Source organism: uncultured Methanobrevibacter sp., from assembly GCF_937898925.1.
In the GTDB taxonomy this organism is placed as follows: domain Archaea; phylum Methanobacteriota; class Methanobacteria; order Methanobacteriales; family Methanobacteriaceae; genus Methanobrevibacter.
This window is the reverse complement of the sequence record NZ_CALDKF010000041.1, coordinates 39,534-65,080: the sequence shown is the minus strand read 5'-3', so window position 1 is coordinate 65,080 and position 25,547 is coordinate 39,534. Positions and strand designations below refer to the sequence as shown.

Here is a 25,547-nt window from a genome sequence, read left to right as displayed (position 1 = left end):
GCACCGCCGCTGCAATCGCTTCCTGCTATTGATAGCGCTGTTTTCATCGGTGCGGCAAATTTCCAGAAGCCTTGCATATCCGAATAATCTTTAATGTAAAAATCACAAAGTGTTTTTACTTCAGCCAGATTTACTTCCGATTTATCGTAAATTGCAACAACTCTGAAGCCGTCTTTTTTTGCTGTTCTTATTGCATAAATCGCATCTTCAAAAACAACGGTATCATCTTTGGGAGTACTGAGATGCTTCAGAGCTTCACGATAAATATCGGGTTCATCCTTGCTGTGCCCGACAGATGTACAAGTGAAGATTTTTGAAAAGCATTCGTTGATTCCGCATCTTTCAAGTGCCGCTTCTACAAGATATTTGTCTGTTGCGGTTGCTATACACATCTTTACACCGATATTATGAAGATGTTTTACAAAATCATAAACACCGGGTTTCAGCTGAACCTCATTTATGTAATACTTTTCTACCATTCGGTTAACACCGTCCATTATTTCGTCAACAGACAGAGTAACACCATATTCGCTTTTATAATAACAGGCTGCATTGTAAAGACTCATTGTTTTGAAGGTTTCGTTCAGGTTTTCTTTTGGTTCATATCCTATTGAACGAAGATAAATTTCACCAATCGTATCCCATATAAACATTGAATCAAAAAGTGTGCCGTCAAGGTCAAATATTGCGCCTTTAATCATTTTTAACCAAATCCTTTGCTAGTGATAGCAGTGTTTCAGCTTCTTTTTCAGGATTTTCAGCTTTCATAATTGCCGAAACAACACAAATGCCTGAAATACCGATGTCTTTAAGAATATCAACATTATCTTTATTAAGACCGCCGATTGCATTAACCGGAATAGGCACAGCTTTTGTTATTGCATCGAGAGTTTCAGTTGAAGTGAGAACGGTTACAACTTTGGTAGTTGTAGGATAAATTGCACCTACTCCGAGATAATCAGCGCCTTGCTCATAAGCTTCTTTTGCCCAAGGAACTGTTTTAGCAGTAGCACCGACAATTTTATCATCGCCCATCAACTTTCTTGCAGTAGCAACAGGCATATCGTTTGCGCCAACGTGAACACCTTCCGCATCAATCGCAAGTGCAACATCAACTCTGTCGTCAATAATCAGAGGCACATTGTAACGCTTTGCAATTTCGTGTACCTTTTCTGCAAGTTCGATATATTCACGAGTGGATTTTTCCTTTTCACGAAGCTGAAGAAGAGTTGCTCCGCCCTTGAGAGCTTGTTCAACACGTAAGAGGAATTCTTCCTCTGTGTAATTCGTACTGTCAGTTATAAAATATAAAGTAGGGTCAAAATTTTTCATAATTATTACCTCACACATACAGATAGTCATTCAGAACCGGCTGCAAGCCTTCCTCTGTAATATCTTTATACATCTTGTCAAGACTTCGGTTGTCATCAATTTCAAACTGTTCATCACCTTGAACAGCTTCGGCTTCCTTGCCCATATACTTGCTTTCATGGTCTCCGATACCTGTTGAAACACCTGCGGAAACCTTTGTTGCAGCAATTTTTACAATACCGTTTCTGAACTCGGCACTTTCACGGGAAGATACCGTAATTCCCACATAAGGAAGAAATATGCGGTATGCACAAAGCACCTGACATAACTGTTTTTCGTGTACGTCAAGAGGATTGATTTTATCGTTGTTGATAATGGGTCTGAGCCTCGGGCAGGAAAGTGACATCTCTGCATGAGGATACTTTCTCTGCAAGTAATATACGTGCAATGCACTTGCCAAGGCATCTTTACGGAAGTCCGAAAGTCCGAGCAGAGCTGAGAATGCAACACCACGCATACCGCCACGAAGCGCACGCTCCTGTGCATCAAAACGGTAAGGCCAAACGCGCTTGTGTCCGAGCAGATGCAGTTTTTCATATTTATCCGTATCATAGGTTTCCTGAAATACGGTTACATAGTCCGCACCGCATTCGTGAAGATATCTGTATTCATCGGTATTTACAGGATAAATTTCAAGTCCGACCATACGGAAGTATTTTCTTGCTAATTTACACGCTTCACCAATATATTCAATATTGCTCTGACCTCTGCTTTCGCCCGTGAGAATCAGAATTTCCTCCATACCGCTATCTGCTATAACTTTCATCTCTTTTTCAATCTGCTCCTGTGATAGCTTCATACGCTTGATATGGTTGTAGCAGTTAAAACCGCAATATACACAGTAATTTTCACAATAGTTTGCTATGTAAAGAGGCGTAAACAGATAGACAGTATTTCCGAAGTGCTTACTTGTTTCAAGTCTTGCACGCTCTGCCATTTGTTCCAGAAACGGTTCTGCCGCAGGAGAAAGAAGTGCTTTAAAATCTTCTATCGTACAAGTATTGTGTTCCAATGACGCTTTAACATCATCAGCAGTATATTTTGAATAATCATAAGAATTCATCTGTGCAATAACGCTTGTGCAAACACCTGACTCAATTATCTCCATACCGGGCATATACTCCATAAGGTTTTTACGGAATGACGGATCGTTTTCAAGCCTGTGCTTTTTTTCAAGTGCTTCGGGTGACAGATGTTCCGAATCCACAAAAAATTGATTTTCCATATCTTCTCCTTAATCTCTGAGGAATCCCGTCAGAGGGTCAGAAGCTGAGGCTCCGCGTGTCAATACTCTGCCAAGTCCTGCAAGGTAAGCCTTTCGTCCTGCTTCAATGGCGTGCTTAAATGCAGAAGCCATCATAGGCAGGTCTCCTGCAGTAGCAAGTGCGGTGTTTGCCATAATTGCAGCCGCCCCCATTTCCATTGCTTCACAAGCCTGAGACGGTCTGCCGATACCTGCATCTACAATAATAGGCAAGTCGATTTCATCGACAAGAATCCATTCGCCTTTGTAATAAATATGAGTAACATGATGACTTGTTGAATAAAAACCTTCAGGGGCCACTTTATCTTTTGGAGAAGGAACAAGATTTACCTCTTCAATTTCAGATATTGAAACCCCAATAAAGTTAAGTTCATCAAGAATAGAATTTAAAATATCGGGAGATTCAGCTGAAACCATAATTTTAGCATGGCTAGTATCAGATTTGCGTTTTCCTATATCAAATTCCAGTATATCAAAGTCTCCTCCGTTGTCCATGATAATATCCATGGTTTTAGGAAGAGTTAAAGAATCGATGATATGACCAGACAATTCTATTTCTCTCTTATACATCAAAAATCTCCTAATTTTTTTTAATTTTATAATAATTTTATAATTTTGTAAAATTGATTAATAATTTTTTTATTTTTGTAAAAATGACTTGTAATAATTTTATTTAACTTATATAGTAAATAATAAATTATAATTAAGATATGTGTTTAAGTAATATTTATATTATTTGTTAATGATGATGGCTAAATAAAATAGTGAAAAATAATTAATGATTAAAAATTGAATTATTGAAAAAATGATTGAAAATAACCCATTAAAAAATTTAAGCAAATAATGTCAAGAAATCATAAATCATTTTAGCTGCAAGAACAGCAGTGATATCACCTAATTTATCACTTGCAACCTCAACAAGGTCAAATCCAATTACATCAATAGATTCATTACTTGCCAATGCATCAAAAATGTTTTCAATATCAAGAGGATGCAATCCATTTGGAGTTGGATTTCCTACAGATGGTGCAAATGCGGGGTCAATCACATCCATATCAATGGAAATATAGACTTTTCCTTCAATTGAATCAAGCTTTTCCAAAAGAATATCAAAGCCATCAAAAAGGTCTTTTGCTAAAAAGCTGCTGATATTATCTTCACCTTCAACAAATTCCTTTTCTTCAAGGGAGAATGATCTTATTCCTATCTGAATCAATTCCTTAGGATTCAAATCATAAACTCTTCTCATAATGGTTGCATGAGAATCCTTTTCCCCAATATAAGTGTCAATGATGTCTCTGTGAGCATCTAAATGGATGACAGTGATATCAGACAAGTCATTGCTTTCCTCTTTACCACACAATGCCTTAACAGAACCTATGCTTACACTATGCTCTCCACCAATGAGAATTGGCTTAATGTTGGAACCTATCAACTCACCTACAGCATCTTCAAGAGAATCGCAGGTTTTGCTACAGTTGCCATGAACAACATTAAGGTCCCCACAGTCATAGAATTCTCCATCTAAAAGCTTTTCAAAGGTTGAATTATACTGTTCAAAACCAAATGATGCCTCTCTTATGATTGTTGGGCCATACCTTGAACCATGATGATAAGAACAAGTGCTGTCAAAGGGAACTCCAATTATTCCCCATTTTTTAGACTTTACAAAATCAACAGAATCCTTAGATTGACTACCATTATCCAATCCATATATATCAAATGATTCTGCTGAAAAAGCAAATTTTCCTGGTTCAAAAGTATTAAAAAGCATTATATCACTATTTCATTTTGTTTAATTTTAAATTAATTGCATATTCAATTAATTATTTGATTAATTAATAATCTCAGTTAATCAAGTAATTAATTAAAAATAGAATAATAAAAAATAAAAAAAGTTTGATTTGATTTTAGATTTGATTTGATTTGAAAAAAGATTGAAAACGGATTTTAAAAAAATCCGGAAAAAGTGTAAAAAAACTAAAAAATTATACTTTTTTAGTTCTCATGATTTTCATATTGCCTAAAGCAATGATATATTCTACACCTAAGTCAGTACCTACAGCGCCTCTGATTTCTTCATCGAATTCAGCAGGTATAGGTAATTCAAAGGTTTCGAATGATTCTAAGTCCATGATTTGAACTTGGTCACCCATAACAGCTAAGATTTGACCGATTCTTTTGTCAAGAATAGGTACTTCTACTTTAGTGTCTACAGGTTTTACTAAACTTCTTTTTTGACCATCAAAAATACCAACAGCTTCTAATCTTGCTTTTGCAGCTCCATGTTTACCAGGAGATGAAGTGGTTAAGCTAGTTACTTTAGAAGCTTCTCCATCTAATACAATATATTTTCCGACTTTTACGGTTTTAAGTTCTACAACTTTGGTTGACATTAAAATAACCTCACAATAATAATTAAAAATAAATTTAATTGAAATTTATTATTTAATTTCATTTTTTGAAATTAAATACGATTAACCTAATAAAATATAGATTAATAATATATTAATTTAAAATTATATATAAACTTTCGTATGAAAAATATGTCAAAAAGGAATATCCAAAATAATATTTTATAAATTAATATATTATAAAAGATAAATATTATTTAAGATAAAAATTTTTTTATCAAAATGATTATTCAATTAATTTTCCAATCATTAATCAAATGAGATAAAAAAAATAAATGAAAATGATAATATAAAAATAATTTTTTAAGAATTTTTAAAATAAAGTGGTATAATGAGAATAGCTATTGTTTCAGGCTCAAGCGAAGGCCCAACAGAATTGAACGCTTTTGATAATGCTTTATATGAAGCGGAAATTGGTGATGTGAACTTAATAAAGGTTTCAAGCATGCTTGAAGCCAATACTAAAGTTGAAAAATTGCCTAAATTGAAAGCAGGAGCTATGGTGAACTGTGTCTTATCAAGCTTAACTTCCGAAAACAAAGGAGAGGAACTTATTGCTTGTGTTGCAGTGGCTATTGGCGAAGAATTGGGATGTGTCGTTGAGGCAAATGGAATCAATCAGAATCCAGAAGACATAAAGAACGAAGCAATAGAAATGGTAAAGTACATGATGGATAAGCGAAATGTAAAGATTAAGGAATTGATTGTAGAGGAAGCGCATCATACCGTAAAAGAAATAGGATCTGCAATAGCTGCAGTCATTTACATTACAGAGGACATTTTAGAATAAAAATCATAATTACTGAACTTATTAAAATTATAATTTTTAAATCAAGAAAAAACAAAAATTGAGGGGATAATATGAATCAAGAGGATATAGATATTTGCAGAAACATTGCGACCACAGTTTTCGAAAAAGTGGAAAATCTCCTTGAAGGACAAGTTGGAAATCCAAAAGCTGGAGAATTTGTTAAGATTGGTGCAGACGGCACCCCTACATCTTATATTGACATCATAGCAGAAGATGAGGTAATCAAACTCCTTAAGGATGCTGATTTTGAGTCTTATTTAATCAGTGAAGAAATAGGGGAACTTAAACTCGGAAAAGGAAAACAGGAAGCAATCAGCCTAAGTGAAGAATTGCTTAATAATGTTCCAAAAACTAAAAAGGAAAAAGAAGACCCTGATAAGCCTAGATTCATATTCCTAATTGATCCCCTTGACGGAACAAGCAATGCAATCAAGAACATTCCCGCATATGGTATGTCAATTGCAGTGGCAAATGTGCCGGAAGGAAGAGAAGCAACATTAAATGACGTTCAACTTGGATTCGTAAAGAATTATGCTAATGGAAACTTCTATGAAGCCATTAAAGGAAACGGTGCAAAAAGAAATGGAGAGCCAATGACTCCAAGCAGTGAAACTGACTTGACAAAAATAAGCCTTGGGGGATTTACCAAAAGTAAAACTCTATCCGTATCCAAATTAGTGGACACTGCAAGAAGGATGAGAGTATTAGGTTCTGTAGTACTGGAACTTGCATATGTTGCAAGCGGAAAATATGATGCGTTTCTCGATTTGAGAGGAAGCAGAATCATCGATATTGCTGCTTCAAAGCTTATCGTAGAGGAAGCTGGAGCTATTGTAACCGATAAGTATGGTGAAAAGTTAGACAGCAGATTAAGCATCTACGAAAAGGCAGTTGTTGTAAGTGCAGGAAATCCTGATTTGCATAATCAAATAATTAAAATCATAAACAATGACGAATTGGATAAGATCCAAAGCGTTGCAATCGTAAGTAGAGTGGATGAATATAAATCAGTATTATTCTCACTTAAGATCTTTGAAACATTGATTCAAAAGAATATGGAAACGGTTATTGAATCCTCGCTTGCAGAAAAGCTGGAAGAAATCAAAGAAAATCCAGAACTCCACAAGATTATTGCAAAAACAATGAATGAAACTCCAGAAATTGCAAAGCACATAGAAAGCCTAAACTTCAATTACAACTTCAGGGATTATGCAAAGGAGTTGAACGAACTTAGAACAGATATGGCAATCATTCTTGGAGGAGATGGAACACTCCTTAGAACACAAAACCAATTGACTAAGGAAATACCTATTTTTGGAATCAATATGGGTACTGTAGGATTCTTGACAGAAATTGAAGTAGAAAATACATTCGAAGCGCTTGATGCAATTTTGGATGGTGAATGGTCTAAAGAGAAAAGAACACAAATCATCATTTCCCACGAAAACCAAACTTTCCGTGCATTGAATGAAGTTGTAATCATGACTGCAAGACCTGCTAAAATGCTTCATTATGAAATCTCTGTAGACGGGGAAGTTGTAGAGGAATTAAGGGCAGATGGATTGATCATCTCTACCCCAAGTGGTTCAACCGCTTATTCAATGTCTGCAGGAGGACCTATTGTAGACCCTAAAGTAGGTGCATTCATTATAGTGCCAATTTGTCCATACAAACTTGGAGTAAGGCCATTTGTTGTATCTGATGGAAGTGAAATCAGAATCAAGCTCCTTAAAAGAGGTAAGAAAGCAATCTTCGTAATGGATGGGCAAATTCAAAAAGAAGTGAACTATATGGAAGAGCTCGTAATCAAGAAATCCGAAAAAGACGTTTACTTCATGAGAATCAATAAGAAATACTTCTACAAGAAAGTTAAGGATAAACTTAATGAAGGAGGATTAGACAGCATTAACAGAGTATTGTAAATGCTCTAAACTAATCTTTCTTTTTTATTATTTTTTAAAAAGCGAATTCTATTTTTATTTTAAATCAATTTTATACTAATTATTTAATCAAGAGTGAAACAATGAATGTTTTTTTAGTTGATTTGACACATGGAGGAGTTAAGATATCCTCAGAACTTGCCAAATCAGGAATTTACGAAAATGTATTTGCATATGACTTATACAATACATTGAAAAGTGAAGATGAAAATCTTTTAATCACTTATGATGTGAATATCATTAAGGATTTGAACTCATTTAAAAATCAACTAAAATTAAATTCAATTAAAAGGATTGAAGAAAAAACTGAAGAGAAAAGCGAAGGGGAAAGTGAAGGAATCGAAGAAAAAGACTTGATAATCAATCCTATTCACTCATCCTTAAACATTGAAGAACTATTGATTGAAATAGCTAATTTAATTGACTTCGATAAGAATAGCATATTGAATCAGTATGAAATCATAAACCATCATCAAGCTACAGAACTGGTTTTATCACTTTGGAAAGAGGAAACAATCAATCAGGACATAAAGACCATTGAGTTAACTGGAGTAAAAGGAAAAACAAGCGTTGCATTCCTCTTAAAGGAAATATTTTTAGAAAACAATAAGGACACATTACTATTATCCAGTTTAGGAGCTTACTTATTTAGAAAAAATAATGATAATGGGCAAAAGCTTATTTTACAAAAGGATATCAGCATAACTCCTGCAAATATCATAAACACTATCCAACTAGCTAAAAAGATAGTAAATCCTAAATGCAGCACATTTCCAATATGCGATAAGAATCTGGATTTAAATGAAAGAATGGAGGAAAATGATATTCAGGAAGACTTTAACGAAAACCCATACACTGATTTAAATTATGAAATGGCTATCTTTGAAAACTCATTAGGAATTTGCGGTTTGGCAGACATCGGAATATTGACTAACCTGGTTGAAAACTATTCCATTGCTAAAGGACAATCTGATGCAAGGGAAGCTAAAAGACAAGTCTTCAAGTCCCCATCAATTGTGATAGAATATGAAACCTTGAATGAATTCTATCCTAATGAAAAAGAGAAATGCAAAGAAAAAATAAATAGCTTTTCCTTAAATAACACAGATGCAAATGTCTACTGCGAATCCATAGATTATGATATCGAAAACACATGTGCAAAGATTATTTATCATGACTTGAAAACTATTGATGGAAAAGTAATAAATGGTAACTTGATACTGGATTGCTTTGCACCAGGATCCCATCATATTCTAAACGTTTTAGCAGCTTCAACAACTGCATTAGCATTAGGCATAGAAGAGGAAACCATTCAAAATGCTTTATCAAACTTTAAAGGAATCGATGGGAGAACAAATGTTAGGGAAATCGATGACGTAAATGCCTTAAGAATCATTGAAGAAATCAATCCAGGAATCAATACAAAAGCCATTGAAAGCTCAATAAACATGATAAAGGACATTGACAATTATTATATCATCATTGGAGGAAAGTATGGAGTGACATGTGAAGAGATAGACGAAGACAAGCTCTCCAAATTCTTACATGAATACTTAACAAATAATCCTAACACTAACTTAATATTAACTGACGAGCTTGGAAAAAGTCTAGGCAATAAAATTAATGCAATGAACGAAAATAAGTTCAAAATAGAATATATTGAGGATTATCATGAAGCTCAAAATCAAGCAATAGCTAATAATAAAAATATCCTATTTATCTATAGATCTAATTATTCACAAGTTTCCAAACGTTGAAATTAAAATTTAAATAAAAAATAAATCCTATTTAAAAATAAAAAATATTAAAAATTTAAATAATTTTATTAAGAATAATTTACAAAATTAATATGTTAAAGATTAAAGACATTGAAAAAGTGATTTAATCAATTTAAATTCATTTTTATAAATTCACAAATTTTCATATAAAAAGCTAAGGCGAATCAAATGATTGTTGGAACTAGAGGAAGCAAACTTGCACTTGTACAGACAGACTACATCCGAAGCTGTTTATACAATATCACTGGAGAGGAAGTAGAAAAGAATATCATAAAGACCAAAGGGGACAAAATTACAAATTCCCAGTTATATAATATGGATTCTAAAGGACTTTTTACAAGAGAACTTGACAATGCACTACTTGATGAAGAAGTCGATTTTGCAGTGCACAGCCTAAAGGATGTGCCAACAGAACTAAACGAAGACCTTGAAATTGTTGCAGTTCCTCCAAGGGAAAGCCCTAATGAAGTGCTTATTTCAAACTACAGCTGGAGTGAACTTGAAGAAGGATCCACTCTTGGAACAAGCAGCTTAAGAAGAGAAGCATTCTGCAAGCTCCATGACAAGGACTTTGAATTGAAGCCAATCAGAGGTAATGTTGAAACAAGAATCAAGAAGGTAATGGATGGAGAAGTGGATGCAACAATCATGGCAGAAGCTGGATTGAACAGATTAGGCCTTCAAAAATATATCAAAACCAAGTTCCCAACAGATTATATAATGCCTGCAGCAGGTCAAGGCGCTTTAGCAGTAATAACCAGAAAAGACAGTGAATTTAAAGAGACAATAGCTAAATTAAACCATTACTTCTCATTCCAGGAAGTGCTTGCTGAAAAGACCATTCTTGAAGAAATAGGCGTAGGTTGCCAATGGCCAATTGGAGCAATAGCTGGAATAAAAGATAACAAGCTAGAACTTAATTCCATATTGCTCGACAAAAATGGAGAGATCCTATATCAGGAAACAATTAGAGGAAGCATTAGGGAAGCTCGAGAAATGGGAAGGAAAATAGGCAAAAATATGCTTGAATTCCTTTAAAATAGCTAAAATGCTTTGAATTATACTTTAAAATATTTATTATTTTAAGATTTTTTAAATTAAAAATTGCATTTCATGAAAAATCTTGAATTTTCATGAAATCAAAAATTTATCAAAATTCAAAAAATGGTTAATAATTCTTAAAAATCAATTTATCCTATTTTTTTAATTATTTTAAGAGAATTGACCATTTAATCGTTTTTATTTTAGATATTAACCAATATAATAACGATTATCATAATTATTAAGAAAAAAATTATATAAAAAAATATAAAATTTTAATAATATTTATAAGTTATAAAACACAAAAATATAGTTGAATAATTGGAGGAATATCTTTGAGAACTATAAATGTTGGAGTTATAGGTGTAGGTGCAATGGGATATAACCATGCACGTGTATATTCGAAATTGGAAAATGCCAATCTCGTGGCAGTGGCGGATGTAGTAAAGCCAACCTTAGACAAAGTTGTAAAGAAATATAAGACAAAAGGTTACTCTGAAATCGAAGACTTATTGAAAGACCCTGAAATTGAAGCAGTAAGCGTTTGTGTACCAACAACCTTCCACCACGAAGTTGTTATGGAAGCCATCAAACATGGAAAACACGTTTTAGTAGAAAAACCAATCGCTTTTACTGCTGAAGAAGCTGAAGAAATGATTAAAGCAGCAAAAGAAGCAGGTGTAAAGCTTGCAACAGGACATGTAGAAAGATTCAATCCTGCTGTGCAAAAAGCTAAGGAACTCATTGAAAATGAAGTTATTGGTGACTTAGTAACAATCTCAGCTAAAAGAGTAGGTCCTTTCCCACCAAGAATCAAGGATGTGGGAGTGGCTATTGACCTTGCAATTCACGATTTAGATGTAATGAACTTCTTGATTGAAGCACCTGTAAAACAAGTTTATGCTACTATGAGCAGCATTTTAGATCAATCTGACTTCGAAGACCATGCAGAAATCATGATTAGCTTTGATGAAGACATTACAGGTATTCTAGAAGTAAACTGGTTAACTCCATACAAACGTAGACAAATCGAAATTACCGGTACTGATGGAATAATCACCATTGACTACATTGACCAAAGCATTGAAGTTTACGGTAAGTTTGCTCAAGACATTCAAATCAAGCCAGTAGAGCCATTAAGTGAAGAATTGAATTCATTCCTATGTAAAATAGAAGCGGATGAAGAACCTGAAATTACTGGTGAAGATGGGCTTAAAGCTCTCAAGATGGTTCTTGCAGCAAACAAGTCATCTAAAGAACACAGTCCAATCAATTTTAGATAAAAATATTCCACTATTAATTAAAAATAATAACTCAAAGATTCCTAAAATATTTAATTAAAATTTATGATTAATGAGGTAAAAAAATGAACCAAGATCTTATTAACAGAGCTCAGGAACTTAGAAACCATGGATTCACAACTGGTGAAATAGCTGATGAGCTTAATGTATCAATGGATACTGCACAATGGTTAACATTACAAAGAAAAGAAGAGCCTGCACAAACAGAGGCACCTGTTGACATTGCAATCAACTGGAACAGTTTAGGCGGTAGTGCAAGCAGACTCAGATATGTTGCAGCAGCTTTAAGTGACATTGCATTGAAACATGGGGAAATTGACCTTGTTGTAGGAATTGCAACCAGCGGAGTTCCATTTGCAACCATGATGGCTGACGTGATTGAAGAATTGACTGGAACCACAACATGCATATCTATATTCCACCCTAAAAAACACAGAACCAACCCAGCTAACAGCGATGAAGGGGCTATAAGCAGCAACTTTGGTACTGTAGAAGGTAAAAAAATAGTTATTGTTGATGATGTAACTACCAGTGGTGACACAATTACTGATGTAATTAAAGTAGTTAAAGACCATGGTGGAAATCCAATTGTAGTAACTGTTTTAATCGATAAATCAGGACTCGAAGAAGTGGATGGAGTCCCAATCGAATCATTAATTAAAGTAAGTCAATTAAGATAATTCTTAATTATTTACTTCTTTCTTCTTTTTTAAACTTTTTTTATAAAATTTCTTCAAATTTATTGTCCTATTTTTTATTAAAACTTATTTTGAAAAATATTCATTAAAATTATATATTCATAGTTACATATAGTTATATAGTAAATTTGAATATTAATTATAATATTAAAATCTTAAAAAAATAAAAGTTGTTCAATTTACTTAAATCTTATGGGTGTGATGAAATGGAAGATGGAAAACCAAAAGGAATATTTAATAAAAAATGGATTTTAATAATTCTTGCATTAATAATCATAATAGCCGGAGTAGTATTTTTATTAACTCCCAAGATCGATACTGACATAGAATGCAGCGGTGTTGATTATTCTAATCCAAATGGCACTGGAGAGATACATATTTTCTTGAGTTACACTGACCACTCAAATGATACACCAAAAAGGATTGAAATTGAGAATAAAACTATTCTTGTAAATTTAACTGATGAACAAAACGTTACAAAGGAATATAATTTAACTACTGATGGATGGGGAGAAGGATATATAGAGAATTTAAAAAATGGAACTTATAAAGTTTCAGCAATTTTCCCAGGTGATAACAAATATAAGCAATCAATAGAAAATGATGAGGTTACTATAAAATATTTTAAACCAGTACATGTTACAACAAATAACACAACATATTACAAATATAATTATACGACACAACCAAAATATCAAACAAGGTATGTTGTACGTTATGTTTATGTATAAAAATAGTTTTATAAAAAATTTAAGTGAAATTTCATTATAAAAAATGAAATTTTACTTTTTTACTTATTAAAAAAATGCTTTTTTTATTTTATTTATTTCCAAAGTCATCCCAGAAATGAGTTTGGAAAACGCTGTTTTTACTAAGTTCCTCTAATTTCAAGAACAGTTTCCAAGGCATGGACAAGTTCATGTATTCATCTGGAATCAGTCTTCTCATATGAGCTCTTGCTGCAAAGTCAAGTGGACTTAATACTGGAACTGGGTCATCACTATCATTTTGCTCAAAAGTGAATGCACCAATAGCTTGACATGCAGATGCCTGAGGAGTCATTATGTGGGCGCTTTCAGTTCTGAATGAACCGTTTAATTGAAGTATTGCGGATAATTCCATAGTGTTTAATGTGAATACAACAGAATCCGGAACTTCCCCTTCTTCAAGAAGTTCTATCGGCTTGAAGATTACATACTGCCCTTCATCATATAAAGGCCTGTTCTTTATGTTTTCATAAGCTGTGTCAAAATCTGAAAAGATTCTTTCCCCTTTCTTAAACATTTCCTGAGTTGGCTTAGGCATGAAGCTTAACCTATGAAGAAATGCATCCTTATCTTTAGCTGATTCTGTACCTAAAGATAAAAAGGTAGCTTGAAATGCTCTGTCTTCATCTGTCTTGAATCCAGTTCCCCAACCAAAACCTGCAGACACTCCTCCACAAGTTATGTTTTCACGACCAAAAGCAGTGACTTTTCTCTTTGCAATTGTTTGTCCAACAAGAGACATTACACAACCGCCCCTACCTGCTTTAGGAGCCAATGCATCCTCTGGCTTTACATCAGCTTTGATTAAGACAATAGGATCAAATTGACCGTTTAATTCCTTTACAATATTGAATTCCATTTTAAAACAACCCTTAAAATAATTATTTTACTTAATTTTAGATTTATGCTATGAAATATAAAGATTTTACTATTTAAAGGAAAGATGAGGATTATTAATCAAATTAAGTATTTGTATAAAAAAATCAAGTTACTTCCCAGTTACAAAAAAGATTTAAATATATGCGAACAATAATTAATATAATAAAGAAAAGAAGATTCATGAGGTTAAAGATGAAAGAATTTGATAAAAACATTGAAATAAATTTTCTCATAAATGAATTGATTTCCACCAATGAAAGAATAGATAATGATATGGAAATCCCTAATGACTACGAAGAGAAAAGAAAATTGCTTAGAGCATTGATGAATATACAAACTCCAGTTCAATTAAGTGATGAATTTTATGAGATACAAGACCAAATCCTCAGTGAAGAAACAAATAATAAGGATTTGATTTCATGTATGGACATAAATCCGATTAGTCAAAATCCTAATGAAATAAATTCAAAAATAGCATTGTGGCAAGGAGACATAACTTGCCTTAAGGTGGATGCAATTGTAAATGCTGCAAATGGACAAATGTTAGGTTGCTTCATTCCACTGCACAACTGCATTGACAATCAAATTCATTCAGCTGCAGGATTCCAGTTAAGAATGGGCTGCTATAAGATCATGCAAGAGCAAGGCCATGAAGAGCCAAATGGAAATGCAAAAATCACATCTGCTTATAACCTTCCTTCAAAATATGTCATTCATACTGTAGGTCCTGCAATTGACCATGGACAAGAACCTAATGAAAAGGAAATAAAGGAACTTGAAAGCTGTTATGAATCCTGTTTAGAGCTTGCAGATGAATATGGCTTAAAATCAATAGCCTTTTGTTCTATATCCACTGGAGTATTCAATTTTCCAAAAGACCAAGCATCTAAATTAGCTATTGAAACTGTAAGTAACTATTTGAAGAATAATCCAAATACAAGCATTGAACGGATAATCTTCAATACATTTTCAGATGAAGCTACAGAAATCTACAGAAGAAATCTAGAATAGGGGGAATTACATGGAAGACTACTATAAAAGAGTGGAAAAATTAAAAGAATTGATTGATGAAGCTGATTATATATTGATAGGTGCTGGAGCAGGATTATCAACTGCTGCAGGAGTGGAATATGCAGGGAAAAGGTTTACAGACAACTTCCCAGAATTTATTGGAAAATACGGATTTGAAGACATGTACACTTCCATGTTCTATCCATTCAAAAGCCCAGAAGAACGATGGGGCTATTTTGCAAAGCACGTTTATGTAAACAACCTTGGAATGGACGGGACAGATCTTTATAAAAAACTGTTCAGCATAGTGAAAGATAAGGATTATTTCGTTATCACAACAAATACTGATGATCAATTCCTGAAATCCGGATTTGACAAGGACAGATTCTTTAGAACACAAGGGACATACAGCAAAATCCAATGCTCAAAAGCATGCCACAATAAACTATATGATGATGAGGAATTAATCTTGGAAATGATGGAAAAAACTGATGAAAACTTGAAAATACCATCTGAACTTGTCCCAAAATGTCCTGTTTGTGGAGAGGAAATGGACTTGAACTTAAGAAAAGACAGCTTCTTTGTCGAGGATGATGAGTGGCATGAACAGAATCAAAATTACATCGATTTTAGACAAAAGGCTTTAAATGGAAAATTACTCCTTTTGGAATTTGGAATAGGATTTAACACCCCAATTATAATTCGTTTCCCATTTGATGATTTAGTGAAATCCTATGAAAATGTAAACCTTGTAAGATTTAACAGAAGCCACACAGAATTAACAGTGAAACACAATGGGAACTATTACTTGGTTCCAGAAGATGAACTGGAAAGGTATGTTTCTCCAGACATTAAAGAGAGATATATTCCTTTCAAAGAGAGTATTGGTGAAACATTGAAAAAAATAAAATATTTTGTGCAGATATAATTTTCCAGAATTACTCCTTATTAAATTTAATCAATCTTTTAATATGCAAATCTGCCCAAATCATTGTGATTGTATTTACAACAATCTCTCCAAGGATTATTCCCCACCAAGCACCATATTCTCCATAACCTAATACAATAGCTAAAATTATTGCAAATGCAAGAGTGAAAACAGTTTCCCTTAAGATTGTCTGGAACATTGCAGTTATTCCATTTCCAGTCCCTTGGAAAACAAATGTTGAAGTGCACCCATAACCCATTGTTGGGAAATAAATGACTATCACTGATAGGAATGCAATTAACTGTGGAGTCAATCTTGTACTTGTGCCTGTGTATGCGAACACTGAAACTATCTGCGGAGCAAATAAATAAACAACTATAGCAGCTATGAAACCAAATAGAATAGCTATTTTCATTGAATACCTATGAGCCTCCAAAATCTCTTCATATCTTTTAGCACCATAATTTGCACCTACAACTGATATCAATGCGGTAGCTATTGCAATTATAGGAGTGGTTGCAATTGTTACAACTCTCCAACCAGTAGAATAAACCGCTACTGCATCTGTTGATGCCACAACAACAAGCAAAAGTGAGAATAATGCAGCAAACAATGCATTGTTTATAAGTTCCAAACTTGCAGGCAAACCCACTTTTAGAATATCTATTGTAATTTCCTTATTAAACTTATAATTTGATAAGAATGGCTTTAAGTAAGTGTCCTTCTTAAAGTAGAACCAGTAAAACAAAATTACATTCACAAGCAATAGGGAAATCAATGTTGCAATAGCCGCCCCTTTAACTCCCAAATTCAATCCATAAATGAAAATCGGATCCAATATCATATTTAGAATTGAAGAAAATAACATAGCATACATTGTCCTCTCAGCATCACCTTCTCCCCTAAGGACCCCATATAATGCATTTGATAAGATAACAAGAATTGAACCAAAGGATAGGATTACCCCATAATCCATTGCATAACCAATTGTACTTCCTGCACCCATTCCAAGCAGAATGTCCTTTAGGAAAACAAGTAACAGAATAGTTGCAATCACTGAAATGATTACTGTAATAAAAATAGTATGAATTGCACCATTATTTGCCTTCTGCCTATTTTCCTCACCGATATACTTTGATAAGGCAGAGGCAGAACCGGCACCTAAACCATTACCGATTCCCATGAGTGCAATGAAAATAGGGCTTACAAAACCAACACCTGCCAAGGCATCTGCACCTAAGCCAGATACCCAAATGGCATCGATTACGCTATAAAGACTTGTGATAAGCAAGGAAATTATAAGTGGAATGGACATCTTCCATAAGGCCTTCTTAGGATCTCCCAAAATGGAATCCACTCCTTGAGAATTTTTTATATTATCGTTCATTTTATCACAAATTCTTTAAATTATTTTAATTCTTTATAACTATATATAAAACAAAATTTATATAAATAACTATCAAGATGTGATATTATGGAAGAAAACAATTATGTAATATTCAAAAAACAGTATGGAAACATTAAACATCCAAGAGTAAAGGAATTATCCATCAATTTAAATGGCGTGAAAATATATGAAAAAGAGCAATCAATGATAATCAATATCATCGTTCCTGTAGAAGATTCAACTAAAACAATGCAATACTTTGAGGAATTTAACCTTGGAGAAGACATTCATTTCAATATTGCAGGAACTGGAGACTTCGAATGCATATTCAGAGGAATCTCCCCTATGATTGATAAAAATAGCTATTCCTCATTTTCAATAACAGTTCAGGAAAAAGAAGCTCAAGACCAGATGAAAGGTTAGAAATTAAATATATTTAGACATTGGGGATTCTTACAAACATTATATGATAAAACATGATACCACAAAAGCGAAAAATCACAAAATAAATTCCATTAATTTAAATAAAAATATGATTAATATTTTAAATAGTTATTATTTAGAATATTAATTTAATTAATCATATATTTCATTATTTTATATCTAAAACTTTTTTTAAAAAACAAATCAAACCTTATCAACATCACCCATACCATAATGGCAAATTTATTAAAATTTTATAAAAATTACAAAAATAAAAAATTGAAAATTTTAAAAATTTTTCAAACACTGCTTTTAAAAAATTTTTTTATTGAACTATTTTTAAAACTTATTTTTCAAGATAAACATCTATAAAAAAGACTTTATTAAATTTAAAATTAGATGAAAAATTACGAAATGACATCAATATTAAAATAAAGTTGTAAAATTGCTTTAATTTTGTTATAATATTCTAAAAACTTTTTATAAACGATAATAATTTATATTATGAAGATAAATAAAAAAATAAAGAATATTAAGCATTATTAAGGTGAAATATATGATTGACGAAATTTTTCAAGAGTATAAAAAGCAGGAAAAAGACAACATCCTCCTGATGACAAAACACTATGGAATTGATGTGAAGTGTCTCCTGTATCCCAATATAAACAATGATTTGATAGTAATCCTAGATAGTGTGAATCTCTTAAATGATGAAGTAGATTCATTTAAGCTAATAGATGCTTTTTATGAAAAAATCATTAAGGAAGGAATGTTGTTAGGCATTGGCTTTGGGAAAGCTCATATGATAAAGAAGATCTTGGAATTTCCCCTAAGCAAAATGGAAATAAGGGATATAGACCTGAAGGAATACAACGAATATTTTCCTCCATTTGATGAATCTAAAACAGATTTTGAAAAAGTTGATGATGAGGGAATCGAAAGACTTAAAGTAACAAGAAATGATGAACCAAGCCAACTTGAAGTTGAAATAGCAGCAGTTGCATACATATCAAAAATAATCGATGAGAACCATAAGGAATTGAAGAAGATTCTTTTTGAAGAGTTTTTAGATGAATTTGAAATAGATAAGAAAAAAGTCAGATTCATAACAAATAAAAAAATCAGAATTGATAATGAAAATTTAAGGCCATTGATCAAATCCAGATTTTTCAAAGAGAAAAGAGGAAAATATAAAATCAAAAGGATAATTGATGACTACTTTGAATTCATGATAGATATTGGTTTGGATATAGGAATCAGAACGGGATTGAGGTTGGTTATAGAAGATATTCAAAAGGACATAATGCCTTATGAACTATTAGGGAACTTATCTGAAACGGAAACAATGATGTATATTCAAAAGGAGCATAGCGATTATATCTACAAGAAATACGACACGGAAGTCAGCATTTAAAATGAGTGATATGGAATTAATGGAATTAATGGAATTCTCATGGGGGTGTTTTAAAAAATATTTTAATCAAAAAAGGTGGAAGCATGAGCTATTTAATCAATGAAATCTATGAACTTTACGAAAAGCATTTGGAAATTACAGAACCTGTATTGAAAAACATGGGAGTTGAAGACAATATTCACAATTATCTTATTGATGTGAATATGGATCTTGAAATATTGCTTGAATCCAATGACATAATCCGATACGAATATGAAGAGCTTCAAGAGAAAATTAAGCAGGCATATGATGAAATATTCAAGGAAGGAATACTATTTGGAATCATAGTCGGAAAAATCATCAAGTTAGACAATTGCTTGGAAGATAAGGAGAAGTACAATGAATATCTGGGTAGAAACTATGATTACTACACAGAATACAACTTTAAGATAGATTTCTTCAAAAAGGTAATTCCTCCAATAAAAATCAGAAAATCAACAAGGGAAAGCAGTCCGAGACAATTGAATTACAGAAACAAGAAGTATGAGGAAAAAAGAAAAGTGAATGGAATCAATGTAAACTGTGAAGAAATCAAGGATTCATATTACACCATCAATGAAGAGATAATTGAATATAAGAGAAGAATTGAAGAAGATGGAATAATGAGATTCCTTGAGGATGAGGAAATTAATGATGAGATAAAAAATCAATATTCAAACATAAATGACAAGTTATTTGAAAAGCTCTTTAATATATTAGAAGTCAATCTGAACAATGCTGAAAGAGCTTGTCAAAATTATTATCGCTTCGACACATTTACAGCCCATGACATGTTTGTATCCAATCTGTTTGCAAACTTAGAAGGAGAATTTGAAGCTAGAGAACTGATTAATTTCTACTTAAAATATGTCTTCTTTAAAGGAATTGACATTGGAATATTAAATGGAAAAATGTTTTTTGTATATGATATTCAAGAGGGATTCTTGAATTACTATAAAATACAAAACATGAACAGTGAAGAAAAAAGCAGATATTTGATTAAAGAATTGTTTGATTAGGTTTATAAAAACGTGAAAAAATTAAAAAAAAGAAGAAATAAAGATAAAAATTTAAAAAAATAAACTTTTTAAATTAAATTAAAATTATTGAATCTTTTGACCGCAATTGGTACAGAAATTGTCCCCAGGATCTATTTTAGCCCCACATTTCGGACATGCATTAGTTTTTGAAGCATTAGGAGTGGCAGGATTTGCTTTACCATACTCTGCTGTTGGTTTAGCATCACCAATTACAGGACCTTTAGTGAAATCCTTATCACTGTCAATCTCAGCGATTAAAACTTTCATGTTTGCAATCCTTTTTTCATCAGAAGGGTGTGTTGAGAAGAATTCAAAATTATTTCCTCCTCTTTGACTCATACTTTCCCAAAATGCTGGGATTTGTTTGATGTCATAACCTGCCCAATGAATAATCAACATACCTAATCTGTCTGCTTCCAATTCCTGGTCTCTTCCAAATGGCTTTACGAATAAAAAGTCAGACCCTATGTTTGCAGCATTGATTGATGCTCTTGTAATGTCTCCTATTGCACCTAAACCAAAAATGTCTAAAATGAAGCTTCCAAAGTAACCTGCAGTTGCAACAGTGTTTTTAGCGCTTTCTACACTTGCACGGGTTCTTGAATGGTCAAGCAATGCATGTGCCATTTCGTGACCTAAAATGAAAGCTATTCTTTCTTCGGTATTTGCAATAGAAAGAATACCTGAAAACATCACTATTTTTCCACCAGGCATACAAAATGCGTTTACGGTTTTATCAGCCAATAAATGCACGTCCCAATCATAATAATCTTGAATATAGTCCATTCTGCCAATTTGTGTAAGATATGCTTCCACTGCCTTAATCAATCTTACAGCAACAGCCCTAACCAATTGACCTTCAGGAGCATTGTCTAGAACTTGAGCCTGTTGGACCATACCGTAATATTGCCTGTAGGAATCCTCTAGAAACTTATCATCATTTACTATATCAAAATGACTTTTGCCAGTGAATGGGTTTAAACTGCTTCTTTGATCCTTTGCCATTTTATCACCAAAAACAATTAATCACTTAAAATATTATATATTGTTCATTAATAAAACTTATTTATATTTAATTGAAAATTTATTTTTAATAAAAATCTACATTTTATATCCAGTTCCAACAAACTGGGCAATTTCCCTACCAGTGTCATCTGTAATGTCAACATTTATTACAGAGGTTGTTCTTCCATCTTTACAGACGGTAGCCTTTGCTATAAGCTTTTCTCCTTTTGCTCCACTTAAATAGTTTATGCTTACCTGAAGACCTACTGTCAGCTTGTGCAGTTGATTGGACATGACTGCAAATGCAAAATCTCCAAGAGTGAATATAGCTCCACCCATTACAGCACCGAAACCGTTTCTGAAATCCTCCTTGATCTCTACACTGCAAATGCAATAATCCTCTCCAAGCTCATCTAACTGAATCCCCAATTTTGCTGCAAATTTATCTCCATTGAAAAATTCTCTTGCTTCTTCTATTGATTCAAATGTAGTCAAAACAATCACCTAATTGAAATGTGAATAAAAGTAATTTATAAATAATATTATTATATTCAAAATCATTTAAAAGATTATTCTACTTAATAAGGTTTAGAAATAATATAAATCCTCTTATTCATCAGTTTTAACCTTTCTAATGAATTTAGCTGGAATTCCTGCAACTATGGAACATTCCTCAACATCCTTTGTCACAACCGCTCCAGCGGCAATGATTGCACCATCACCTATTGTAACTCCAGGTAAAACAGTTGCATTTGAACCTATCCAAACATCATTACCTATTTTAATAGGATTCGCAATCAAATTAGCTCTTCTTTTAGGGTTTTCATCATGATTTAAAGTAGCCATTACAACATTATGGCCTATCAATGCATTATCTCCAATGTAAATTCCTCCCTGATCTTGAAATCTGCAACCAGAATTGATAAAGACATTTTTACCAAGATGTATGTTTTTTCCAAAATCTGTAGTGAATGGAGGGAAAAGCCTGAAGTCCTCACTAACTTCCTTTCCAATTAACTGTGAAAATAATTCTCTAATTTCTTCAAAATCATGATATTTGCCATTAATTTCAAATGTGATTTTTTGAGCTTCCTGTGAATAATAATTGCATGCAAAAGCCGCTTCTTCATCCATGACCAAAGCTTCACCTGCATTAAAAATTTCTAACAGTTTTTTAAGTTCCAACATAATATTAAATTGAATTTTATAAAATATAAATATTTATAAACAAGAATTTATTGGAAAAATGCAATTAAATTAAAAAGCAGCACATTTTTAGGGAGAAAATAGGAAATAAAAAAGAAAAGAGAAAAAATAGAAAAATGATAAAGAGATTATTTAAACATGCTCCTTAGATTGAAATCCTAGATAAAGAGATTATTTAAACATGCTCCTTAGATTGAAATCCTATTTAAAGTCTTAAGTTTTTATGCAAAATTATTTTATTGGACTTGAGTTCATGGGATGAGTAGAATCCCAATCCAAAAGAACATGTTTAAAATAAATATGATATTTTGAATTAATCAAAGAGTTTAAGCGGTATATTTTGCTCAAAATCCCATAATATATGATTATCAATCACATTTCCATCCACAACACTATAATCAGCTAATGGAGCGTCAACACTTGAAACTGATGCTGTATCTGATACTGATGCTGTTTCTGATACTGAATCCGCAGCTGAAGCCATTGATAAGTGACCTCCTAAAACACCACCAGCTACACCAGCAGCAACAGATCCACCAATCACAATCAAAGCAGTCTTGACTCTATCATAATTTACATCATAATGGTTAGCAACAATATAAGCAGTCCCTGCTGAGCCTACAGCTGCTCCTACAGCAGCCCCTACAGCAGCACCTACTACAGGGTTAGCAGTGATAACACCAGTGACAAAACCTGCAACAAAACTTACACCAATACACAAAGCACCAGTAATATAAGTATTGGTAGTAGACATACTTTTAACAAAGGTGACAGGACCTGTGGTGCCATTTAAAGATACACCGTTGAGGATGACTTTTCCGTTATCTCCAACACAGACATCATTACCTTCACCGTAAGCTTTATTGTTTGCGAATAAACAGTTTTCCAATATTAAGGTTCCTTGGTTGAATATAGCTCCACCGTTTTTAGCGTAGTTGTTTTCGAAAGAACAGTTGTTGCAAATTACAACACCTAAGTTAAGCATTGCAGCACCCCAATCTCTATCAAAAGTGTAATCCATACGATTATCCTTAAATAAGACATTGTCGAATATGCATTGTCCTGCCATGTTTGCAATTGCAGTGTTGAATCCGGAAACTGTTAAGTTATTAGCGCAAAAAATAACATTATTGGTAAGACTTATCCATTTGTTTTCATCATCATCTTTGGATGTGGTCTTGATATGTGATCCGTGACCATCAATATTAATTACATCGAATCCAAGATTGGAAGCCATAATGGTTTCGCCATTATCAATAGTCATTCCCTCTGGGAGAACAATGTTTAATAATTTGGTTTTGATGTAAGATGGATTGCTGGAATCAGCTTTTTCAAACAGATACCCCATAACAGACTCAAAGCATCCACCAGTTGTCTTGATTGCAGCGGAGTAACCGTTGCTGTCAGCGACATAAACGTTTTTGATAAGGGTGTAGTCCAATTGATAGTTAAAGTTTTGAGTTAATGCAAATACATCTGATACTGCAGATACATTTTTGAAGTGGTAACCTTTACCAAACAATATTCCAGTGTCGGCAAAGTTTCTGAAGACATTCAATACCACATCATGTGATTCATTATAGTAATCACAGTAGTACCAGGTATCCTTATCGAGGTAGTGAGTACCTCCTTCACCTAAAGCGTAATATAACATTCCATATAATTCAATATCTTTGTCAGCTACTTTTGATGGGTATGAATCAGCAAAAAGGCTAACATTCAAACTAGATCCTTTACCATCATAGATCTTTGAGTTTCTATCCAATATGCATTTTTGAATTATTGCATTTTTTTGACCGTTTTCGAGATATATTGCATCCTGAGTTAATCCAGAAGAACAGTTATCGAAACGGCAGCTGCTGATTATGTTACGGAACCCTTCCATATATATAGCTCCACCGAAAGATTTTGCTTCAACATTGGAAAAGCTGCACCTATTAATTTTACCGTAATTACCTGTCCAGAAGATTGAACCACCGTTTACAGCTTTGGTTGCTATGAATTTACATCCGTTAATTTCATCATGATTTCCGTTCACTACAACTGGGCTGTAACCATAGTTACTGACTTTTACATGACTACTAGATGGTAGATGAAGTAAAAGTTCACTGTTACTTAACTCATAATCCGGATTGGTAAAAACAAGATTATTGATCTTTACACCATCAGCAGTGACCTTGAAGATTCTGGAATCCCCTTTGTAGCCGATAATCTTATGGCCGTTACCATTTATGGTAACGTTCTCTTTGTCTAAAGTGAGGAAATGGTAATTTTTGGAATCCAAATAATAATCTTTAGTTAATTTGACAACTGAACCTGGAGTTAAATTTCCAAGGTCCTTAACGAAATCCTCATAAGTACCAGGAGTTTTAACTGCTCTTTTGTTAGATAAAGCCTTTTTAGAAGTCTTGTGAATATTATTGTCCTTAACTTCATCCAAAGTATTTTTAGAGGTCTTGTGAACATTGTTGTCCTTGACTTCATCTAAAGCATCATTTAATTCAGCAGCACTTGTTTCATCATCAATAGCGCTAATTTCAACGTTATTGATTTCAAAATCAACAGAATTTTCATATACATTTGATGCGTCGTTAATGTCATTTGCAGCACATACACAAGACATGCTTAAGACAACACAAAAAACAACCATCAATAAAAATATTGGTTTAAAAATATTATTTTCAGTTTTCATAGATCTCATCCCTTTAGAAATCTTAATAATTTTGCATTTTGATAGTAGTATTATGTTTTGAAACATATATAAAGATAATCGAATGCAAGTGCTTACTTACATTGTATAAACCAATAATTAGGCTTAATTTACAATATAAAGAACAAAAAATACGAATTA

General features: G+C 32.9%; 24 protein-coding genes. 12 read left to right on the top strand and 12 right to left on the bottom strand.

Annotated elements, in window-relative coordinates:
* The 6 genes from Q0409_RS03465 to Q0409_RS03440 form a co-directional block, all read right to left on the bottom strand.
* Positions 1–701: HAD family phosphatase (locus Q0409_RS03465; protein WP_298535099.1), on the bottom strand; the 701-nt coding region annotated here is incomplete at its 3' end.
* Positions 694–1,362, bottom strand: a complete 669-nt coding sequence (gene thiE / locus Q0409_RS03460; RefSeq protein ID WP_298535097.1) for a thiamine phosphate synthase — start codon at positions 1,360–1,362, stop codon at positions 694–696. The genes thiE and Q0409_RS03465, both read right to left, overlap by 8 nt.
* Positions 1,343–2,596 (bottom strand): 2-iminoacetate synthase ThiH, encoded by a 1,254-nt coding sequence (thiH, locus tag Q0409_RS03455; RefSeq protein WP_298535094.1) that lies wholly within the window; start codon positions 2,594–2,596, stop codon positions 1,343–1,345. The genes thiE and thiH overlap by 20 nt, the downstream gene beginning before the upstream one ends.
* A 9-nt stretch (positions 2,597–2,605) precedes the next feature.
* Positions 2,606–3,205, bottom strand: coding sequence for a hypothetical protein (locus Q0409_RS03450; RefSeq protein ID WP_298535092.1), 600 nt, complete (start codon positions 3,203–3,205; stop codon positions 2,606–2,608).
* Positions 3,206–3,467: 262 nt separating this feature from the next.
* Entirely contained in the window at positions 3,468–4,409 is a 942-nt protein-coding gene (gene speB / locus Q0409_RS03445; RefSeq protein WP_298535089.1) for an agmatinase, read from the bottom strand.
* Positions 4,410–4,623: 214 nt separating this feature from the next.
* Positions 4,624–5,031: a translation initiation factor IF-5A gene (locus Q0409_RS03440; protein ID WP_295608705.1), complete on the bottom strand. Its 408-nt coding sequence runs from the start codon at positions 5,029–5,031 to the stop codon at positions 4,624–4,626.
* Positions 5,032–5,380: 349 nt separating this feature from the next.
* Between Q0409_RS03440 and Q0409_RS03435 the strand changes: the two genes are divergently transcribed.
* The 7 genes from Q0409_RS03435 (at position 5,381) to Q0409_RS03405 (ending at position 13,349) form a co-directional block, all read left to right on the top strand.
* Positions 5,381–5,839: a pyruvoyl-dependent arginine decarboxylase gene (locus Q0409_RS03435; RefSeq protein WP_298535086.1), complete on the top strand. Its 459-nt coding sequence runs from the start codon at positions 5,381–5,383 to the stop codon at positions 5,837–5,839.
* A 71-nt stretch (positions 5,840–5,910) separates the two neighbouring features.
* A complete protein-coding gene (locus Q0409_RS03430; RefSeq protein ID WP_298535084.1) occupies positions 5,911–7,782 on the top strand; it encodes a bifunctional NADP phosphatase/NAD kinase in 1,872 nt (623 codons plus the stop codon).
* A 101-nt stretch (positions 7,783–7,883) separates the two neighbouring features.
* Positions 7,884–9,557, top strand: coding sequence for a coenzyme F430 synthase (gene cfbE, locus Q0409_RS03425; protein ID WP_298535082.1), 1,674 nt, complete (start codon positions 7,884–7,886; stop codon positions 9,555–9,557).
* A gap of 189 nt (positions 9,558–9,746) precedes the next feature.
* Positions 9,747–10,616, top strand: coding sequence for a hydroxymethylbilane synthase (gene hemC, locus Q0409_RS03420; RefSeq protein ID WP_298535080.1), 870 nt, complete (start codon positions 9,747–9,749; stop codon positions 10,614–10,616).
* 338 nt (positions 10,617–10,954) lie between these two features.
* Positions 10,955–11,902 carry a Gfo/Idh/MocA family protein gene (locus Q0409_RS03415; protein WP_295608528.1) on the top strand — a complete coding sequence of 316 codons (948 nt, stop codon included), beginning with the start codon at positions 10,955–10,957 and terminating at the stop codon, positions 11,900–11,902.
* A gap of 83 nt (positions 11,903–11,985) precedes the next feature.
* Positions 11,986–12,600, top strand: coding sequence for an orotate phosphoribosyltransferase-like protein (locus Q0409_RS03410; RefSeq protein WP_298535078.1), 615 nt, complete (start codon positions 11,986–11,988; stop codon positions 12,598–12,600).
* Between the two features lie 224 nt (positions 12,601–12,824).
* Positions 12,825–13,349, top strand: a complete 525-nt coding sequence (locus Q0409_RS03405; RefSeq protein ID WP_298535076.1) for a hypothetical protein — start codon at positions 12,825–12,827, stop codon at positions 13,347–13,349.
* An 88-nt stretch (positions 13,350–13,437) separates the two neighbouring features.
* On the opposite strand, the gene Q0409_RS03400 is transcribed toward Q0409_RS03405, so the two are convergent.
* A complete protein-coding gene (locus tag Q0409_RS03400; protein WP_298535074.1) occupies positions 13,438–14,244 on the bottom strand; it encodes a DUF169 domain-containing protein in 807 nt (268 codons plus the stop codon).
* A 212-nt stretch (positions 14,245–14,456) separates the two neighbouring features.
* Here Q0409_RS03400 and Q0409_RS03395 point away from each other — a divergent pair, with 212 nt between their 5' ends.
* Positions 14,457–15,275: a protein-ADP-ribose hydrolase gene (locus Q0409_RS03395; protein WP_298535071.1), complete on the top strand. Its 819-nt coding sequence runs from the start codon at positions 14,457–14,459 to the stop codon at positions 15,273–15,275.
* A gap of 10 nt (positions 15,276–15,285) precedes the next feature.
* Positions 15,286–16,203, top strand: coding sequence for a hypothetical protein (locus Q0409_RS03390; protein WP_298535068.1), 918 nt, complete (start codon positions 15,286–15,288; stop codon positions 16,201–16,203).
* A 10-nt stretch (positions 16,204–16,213) separates the two neighbouring features.
* Here the strand turns inward: Q0409_RS03390 and Q0409_RS03385 are convergent, their stop codons facing one another.
* Positions 16,214–17,590 (bottom strand): MATE family efflux transporter, encoded by a 1,377-nt coding sequence (locus tag Q0409_RS03385; protein WP_298535066.1) that lies wholly within the window; start codon positions 17,588–17,590, stop codon positions 16,214–16,216.
* Between the two features lie 87 nt (positions 17,591–17,677).
* Between Q0409_RS03385 and Q0409_RS03380 the strand changes: the two genes are divergently transcribed.
* The 3 genes from Q0409_RS03380 to Q0409_RS03370 all read left to right on the top strand — a co-directional run bounded on the left by Q0409_RS03380 (position 17,678) and on the right by Q0409_RS03370 (position 20,464).
* Positions 17,678–18,013 carry a hypothetical protein gene (locus Q0409_RS03380; RefSeq protein WP_298535064.1) on the top strand — a complete coding sequence of 112 codons (336 nt, stop codon included), beginning with the start codon at positions 17,678–17,680 and terminating at the stop codon, positions 18,011–18,013.
* Between the two features lie 556 nt (positions 18,014–18,569).
* A complete protein-coding gene (locus Q0409_RS03375; protein ID WP_298535062.1) occupies positions 18,570–19,427 on the top strand; it encodes a hypothetical protein in 858 nt (285 codons plus the stop codon).
* 83 nt (positions 19,428–19,510) lie between these two features.
* Positions 19,511–20,464, top strand: a complete 954-nt coding sequence (locus Q0409_RS03370; protein WP_298535061.1) for a hypothetical protein — start codon at positions 19,511–19,513, stop codon at positions 20,462–20,464.
* An 84-nt stretch (positions 20,465–20,548) separates the two neighbouring features.
* Here the strand turns inward: Q0409_RS03370 and Q0409_RS03365 are convergent, their stop codons facing one another.
* From Q0409_RS03365 to Q0409_RS03350, 4 genes are all read right to left on the bottom strand, one after another.
* Positions 20,549–21,490, bottom strand: coding sequence for a M48 family metalloprotease (locus tag Q0409_RS03365; RefSeq protein WP_298535059.1), 942 nt, complete (start codon positions 21,488–21,490; stop codon positions 20,549–20,551).
* A gap of 96 nt (positions 21,491–21,586) precedes the next feature.
* Entirely contained in the window at positions 21,587–21,985 is a 399-nt protein-coding gene (locus tag Q0409_RS03360) for a PaaI family thioesterase (protein WP_298535057.1), read from the bottom strand.
* A 114-nt stretch (positions 21,986–22,099) separates the two neighbouring features.
* Entirely contained in the window at positions 22,100–22,678 is a 579-nt protein-coding gene (locus Q0409_RS03355) for a sugar O-acetyltransferase (protein WP_298535055.1), read from the bottom strand.
* 331 nt (positions 22,679–23,009) lie between these two features.
* The gene (locus tag Q0409_RS03350; protein ID WP_298535053.1) at positions 23,010–25,388 is read right to left on the bottom strand and encodes a hypothetical protein; all 2,379 of its coding nucleotides are present in this window, start codon (positions 25,386–25,388) and stop codon (positions 23,010–23,012) included.
* Positions 25,389–25,547 lie beyond the last annotated feature (159 nt).

What these genes read in the sequence shown, in the direction of transcription:
- Q0409_RS03405 (WP_298535076.1), top strand. Translation starts at nt 12,825, where the DNA reads ATGGAAGATGGAAAACCAAAAGGAATATTTAATAAAAAATGGATTTTA.
- Q0409_RS03380 (WP_298535064.1), top strand. Translation starts at nt 17,678, where the DNA reads ATGGAAGAAAACAATTATGTAATATTCAAAAAACAGTATGGAAACATT.
- Q0409_RS03350 (WP_298535053.1), bottom strand. Translation starts at nt 25,388, where the DNA reads ATGAAAACTGAAAATAATATTTTTAAACCAATATTTTTATTGATGGTT.
- Q0409_RS03400 (WP_298535074.1), bottom strand. Translation starts at nt 14,244, where the DNA reads ATGGAATTCAATATTGTAAAGGAATTAAACGGTCAATTTGATCCTATT.
- Q0409_RS03355 (WP_298535055.1), bottom strand. Translation starts at nt 22,678, where the DNA reads ATGTTGGAACTTAAAAAACTGTTAGAAATTTTTAATGCAGGTGAAGCT.
- Q0409_RS03395 (WP_298535071.1), top strand. Translation starts at nt 14,457, where the DNA reads ATGAAAGAATTTGATAAAAACATTGAAATAAATTTTCTCATAAATGAA.
- Q0409_RS03435 (WP_298535086.1), top strand. Translation starts at nt 5,381, where the DNA reads ATGAGAATAGCTATTGTTTCAGGCTCAAGCGAAGGCCCAACAGAATTG.
- Q0409_RS03370 (WP_298535061.1), top strand. Translation starts at nt 19,511, where the DNA reads ATGAGCTATTTAATCAATGAAATCTATGAACTTTACGAAAAGCATTTG.
- speB (WP_298535089.1), bottom strand. Translation starts at nt 4,409, where the DNA reads ATGCTTTTTAATACTTTTGAACCAGGAAAATTTGCTTTTTCAGCAGAA.
- Q0409_RS03450 (WP_298535092.1), bottom strand. Translation starts at nt 3,205, where the DNA reads ATGTATAAGAGAGAAATAGAATTGTCTGGTCATATCATCGATTCTTTA.
- Q0409_RS03375 (WP_298535062.1), top strand. Translation starts at nt 18,570, where the DNA reads ATGATTGACGAAATTTTTCAAGAGTATAAAAAGCAGGAAAAAGACAAC.
- Q0409_RS03440 (WP_295608705.1), bottom strand. Translation starts at nt 5,031, where the DNA reads ATGTCAACCAAAGTTGTAGAACTTAAAACCGTAAAAGTCGGAAAATAT.
- Q0409_RS03410 (WP_298535078.1), top strand. Translation starts at nt 11,986, where the DNA reads ATGAACCAAGATCTTATTAACAGAGCTCAGGAACTTAGAAACCATGGA.
- thiE (WP_298535097.1), bottom strand. Translation starts at nt 1,362, where the DNA reads ATGACTATCTGTATGTGTGAGGTAATAATTATGAAAAATTTTGACCCT.
- Q0409_RS03430 (WP_298535084.1), top strand. Translation starts at nt 5,911, where the DNA reads ATGAATCAAGAGGATATAGATATTTGCAGAAACATTGCGACCACAGTT.
- Q0409_RS03365 (WP_298535059.1), bottom strand. Translation starts at nt 21,490, where the DNA reads ATGGCAAAGGATCAAAGAAGCAGTTTAAACCCATTCACTGGCAAAAGT.
- cfbE (WP_298535082.1), top strand. Translation starts at nt 7,884, where the DNA reads ATGAATGTTTTTTTAGTTGATTTGACACATGGAGGAGTTAAGATATCC.
- thiH (WP_298535094.1), bottom strand. Translation starts at nt 2,596, where the DNA reads ATGGAAAATCAATTTTTTGTGGATTCGGAACATCTGTCACCCGAAGCA.
- hemC (WP_298535080.1), top strand. Translation starts at nt 9,747, where the DNA reads ATGATTGTTGGAACTAGAGGAAGCAAACTTGCACTTGTACAGACAGAC.
- Q0409_RS03390 (WP_298535068.1), top strand. Translation starts at nt 15,286, where the DNA reads ATGGAAGACTACTATAAAAGAGTGGAAAAATTAAAAGAATTGATTGAT.
- Q0409_RS03385 (WP_298535066.1), bottom strand. Translation starts at nt 17,590, where the DNA reads ATGAACGATAATATAAAAAATTCTCAAGGAGTGGATTCCATTTTGGGA.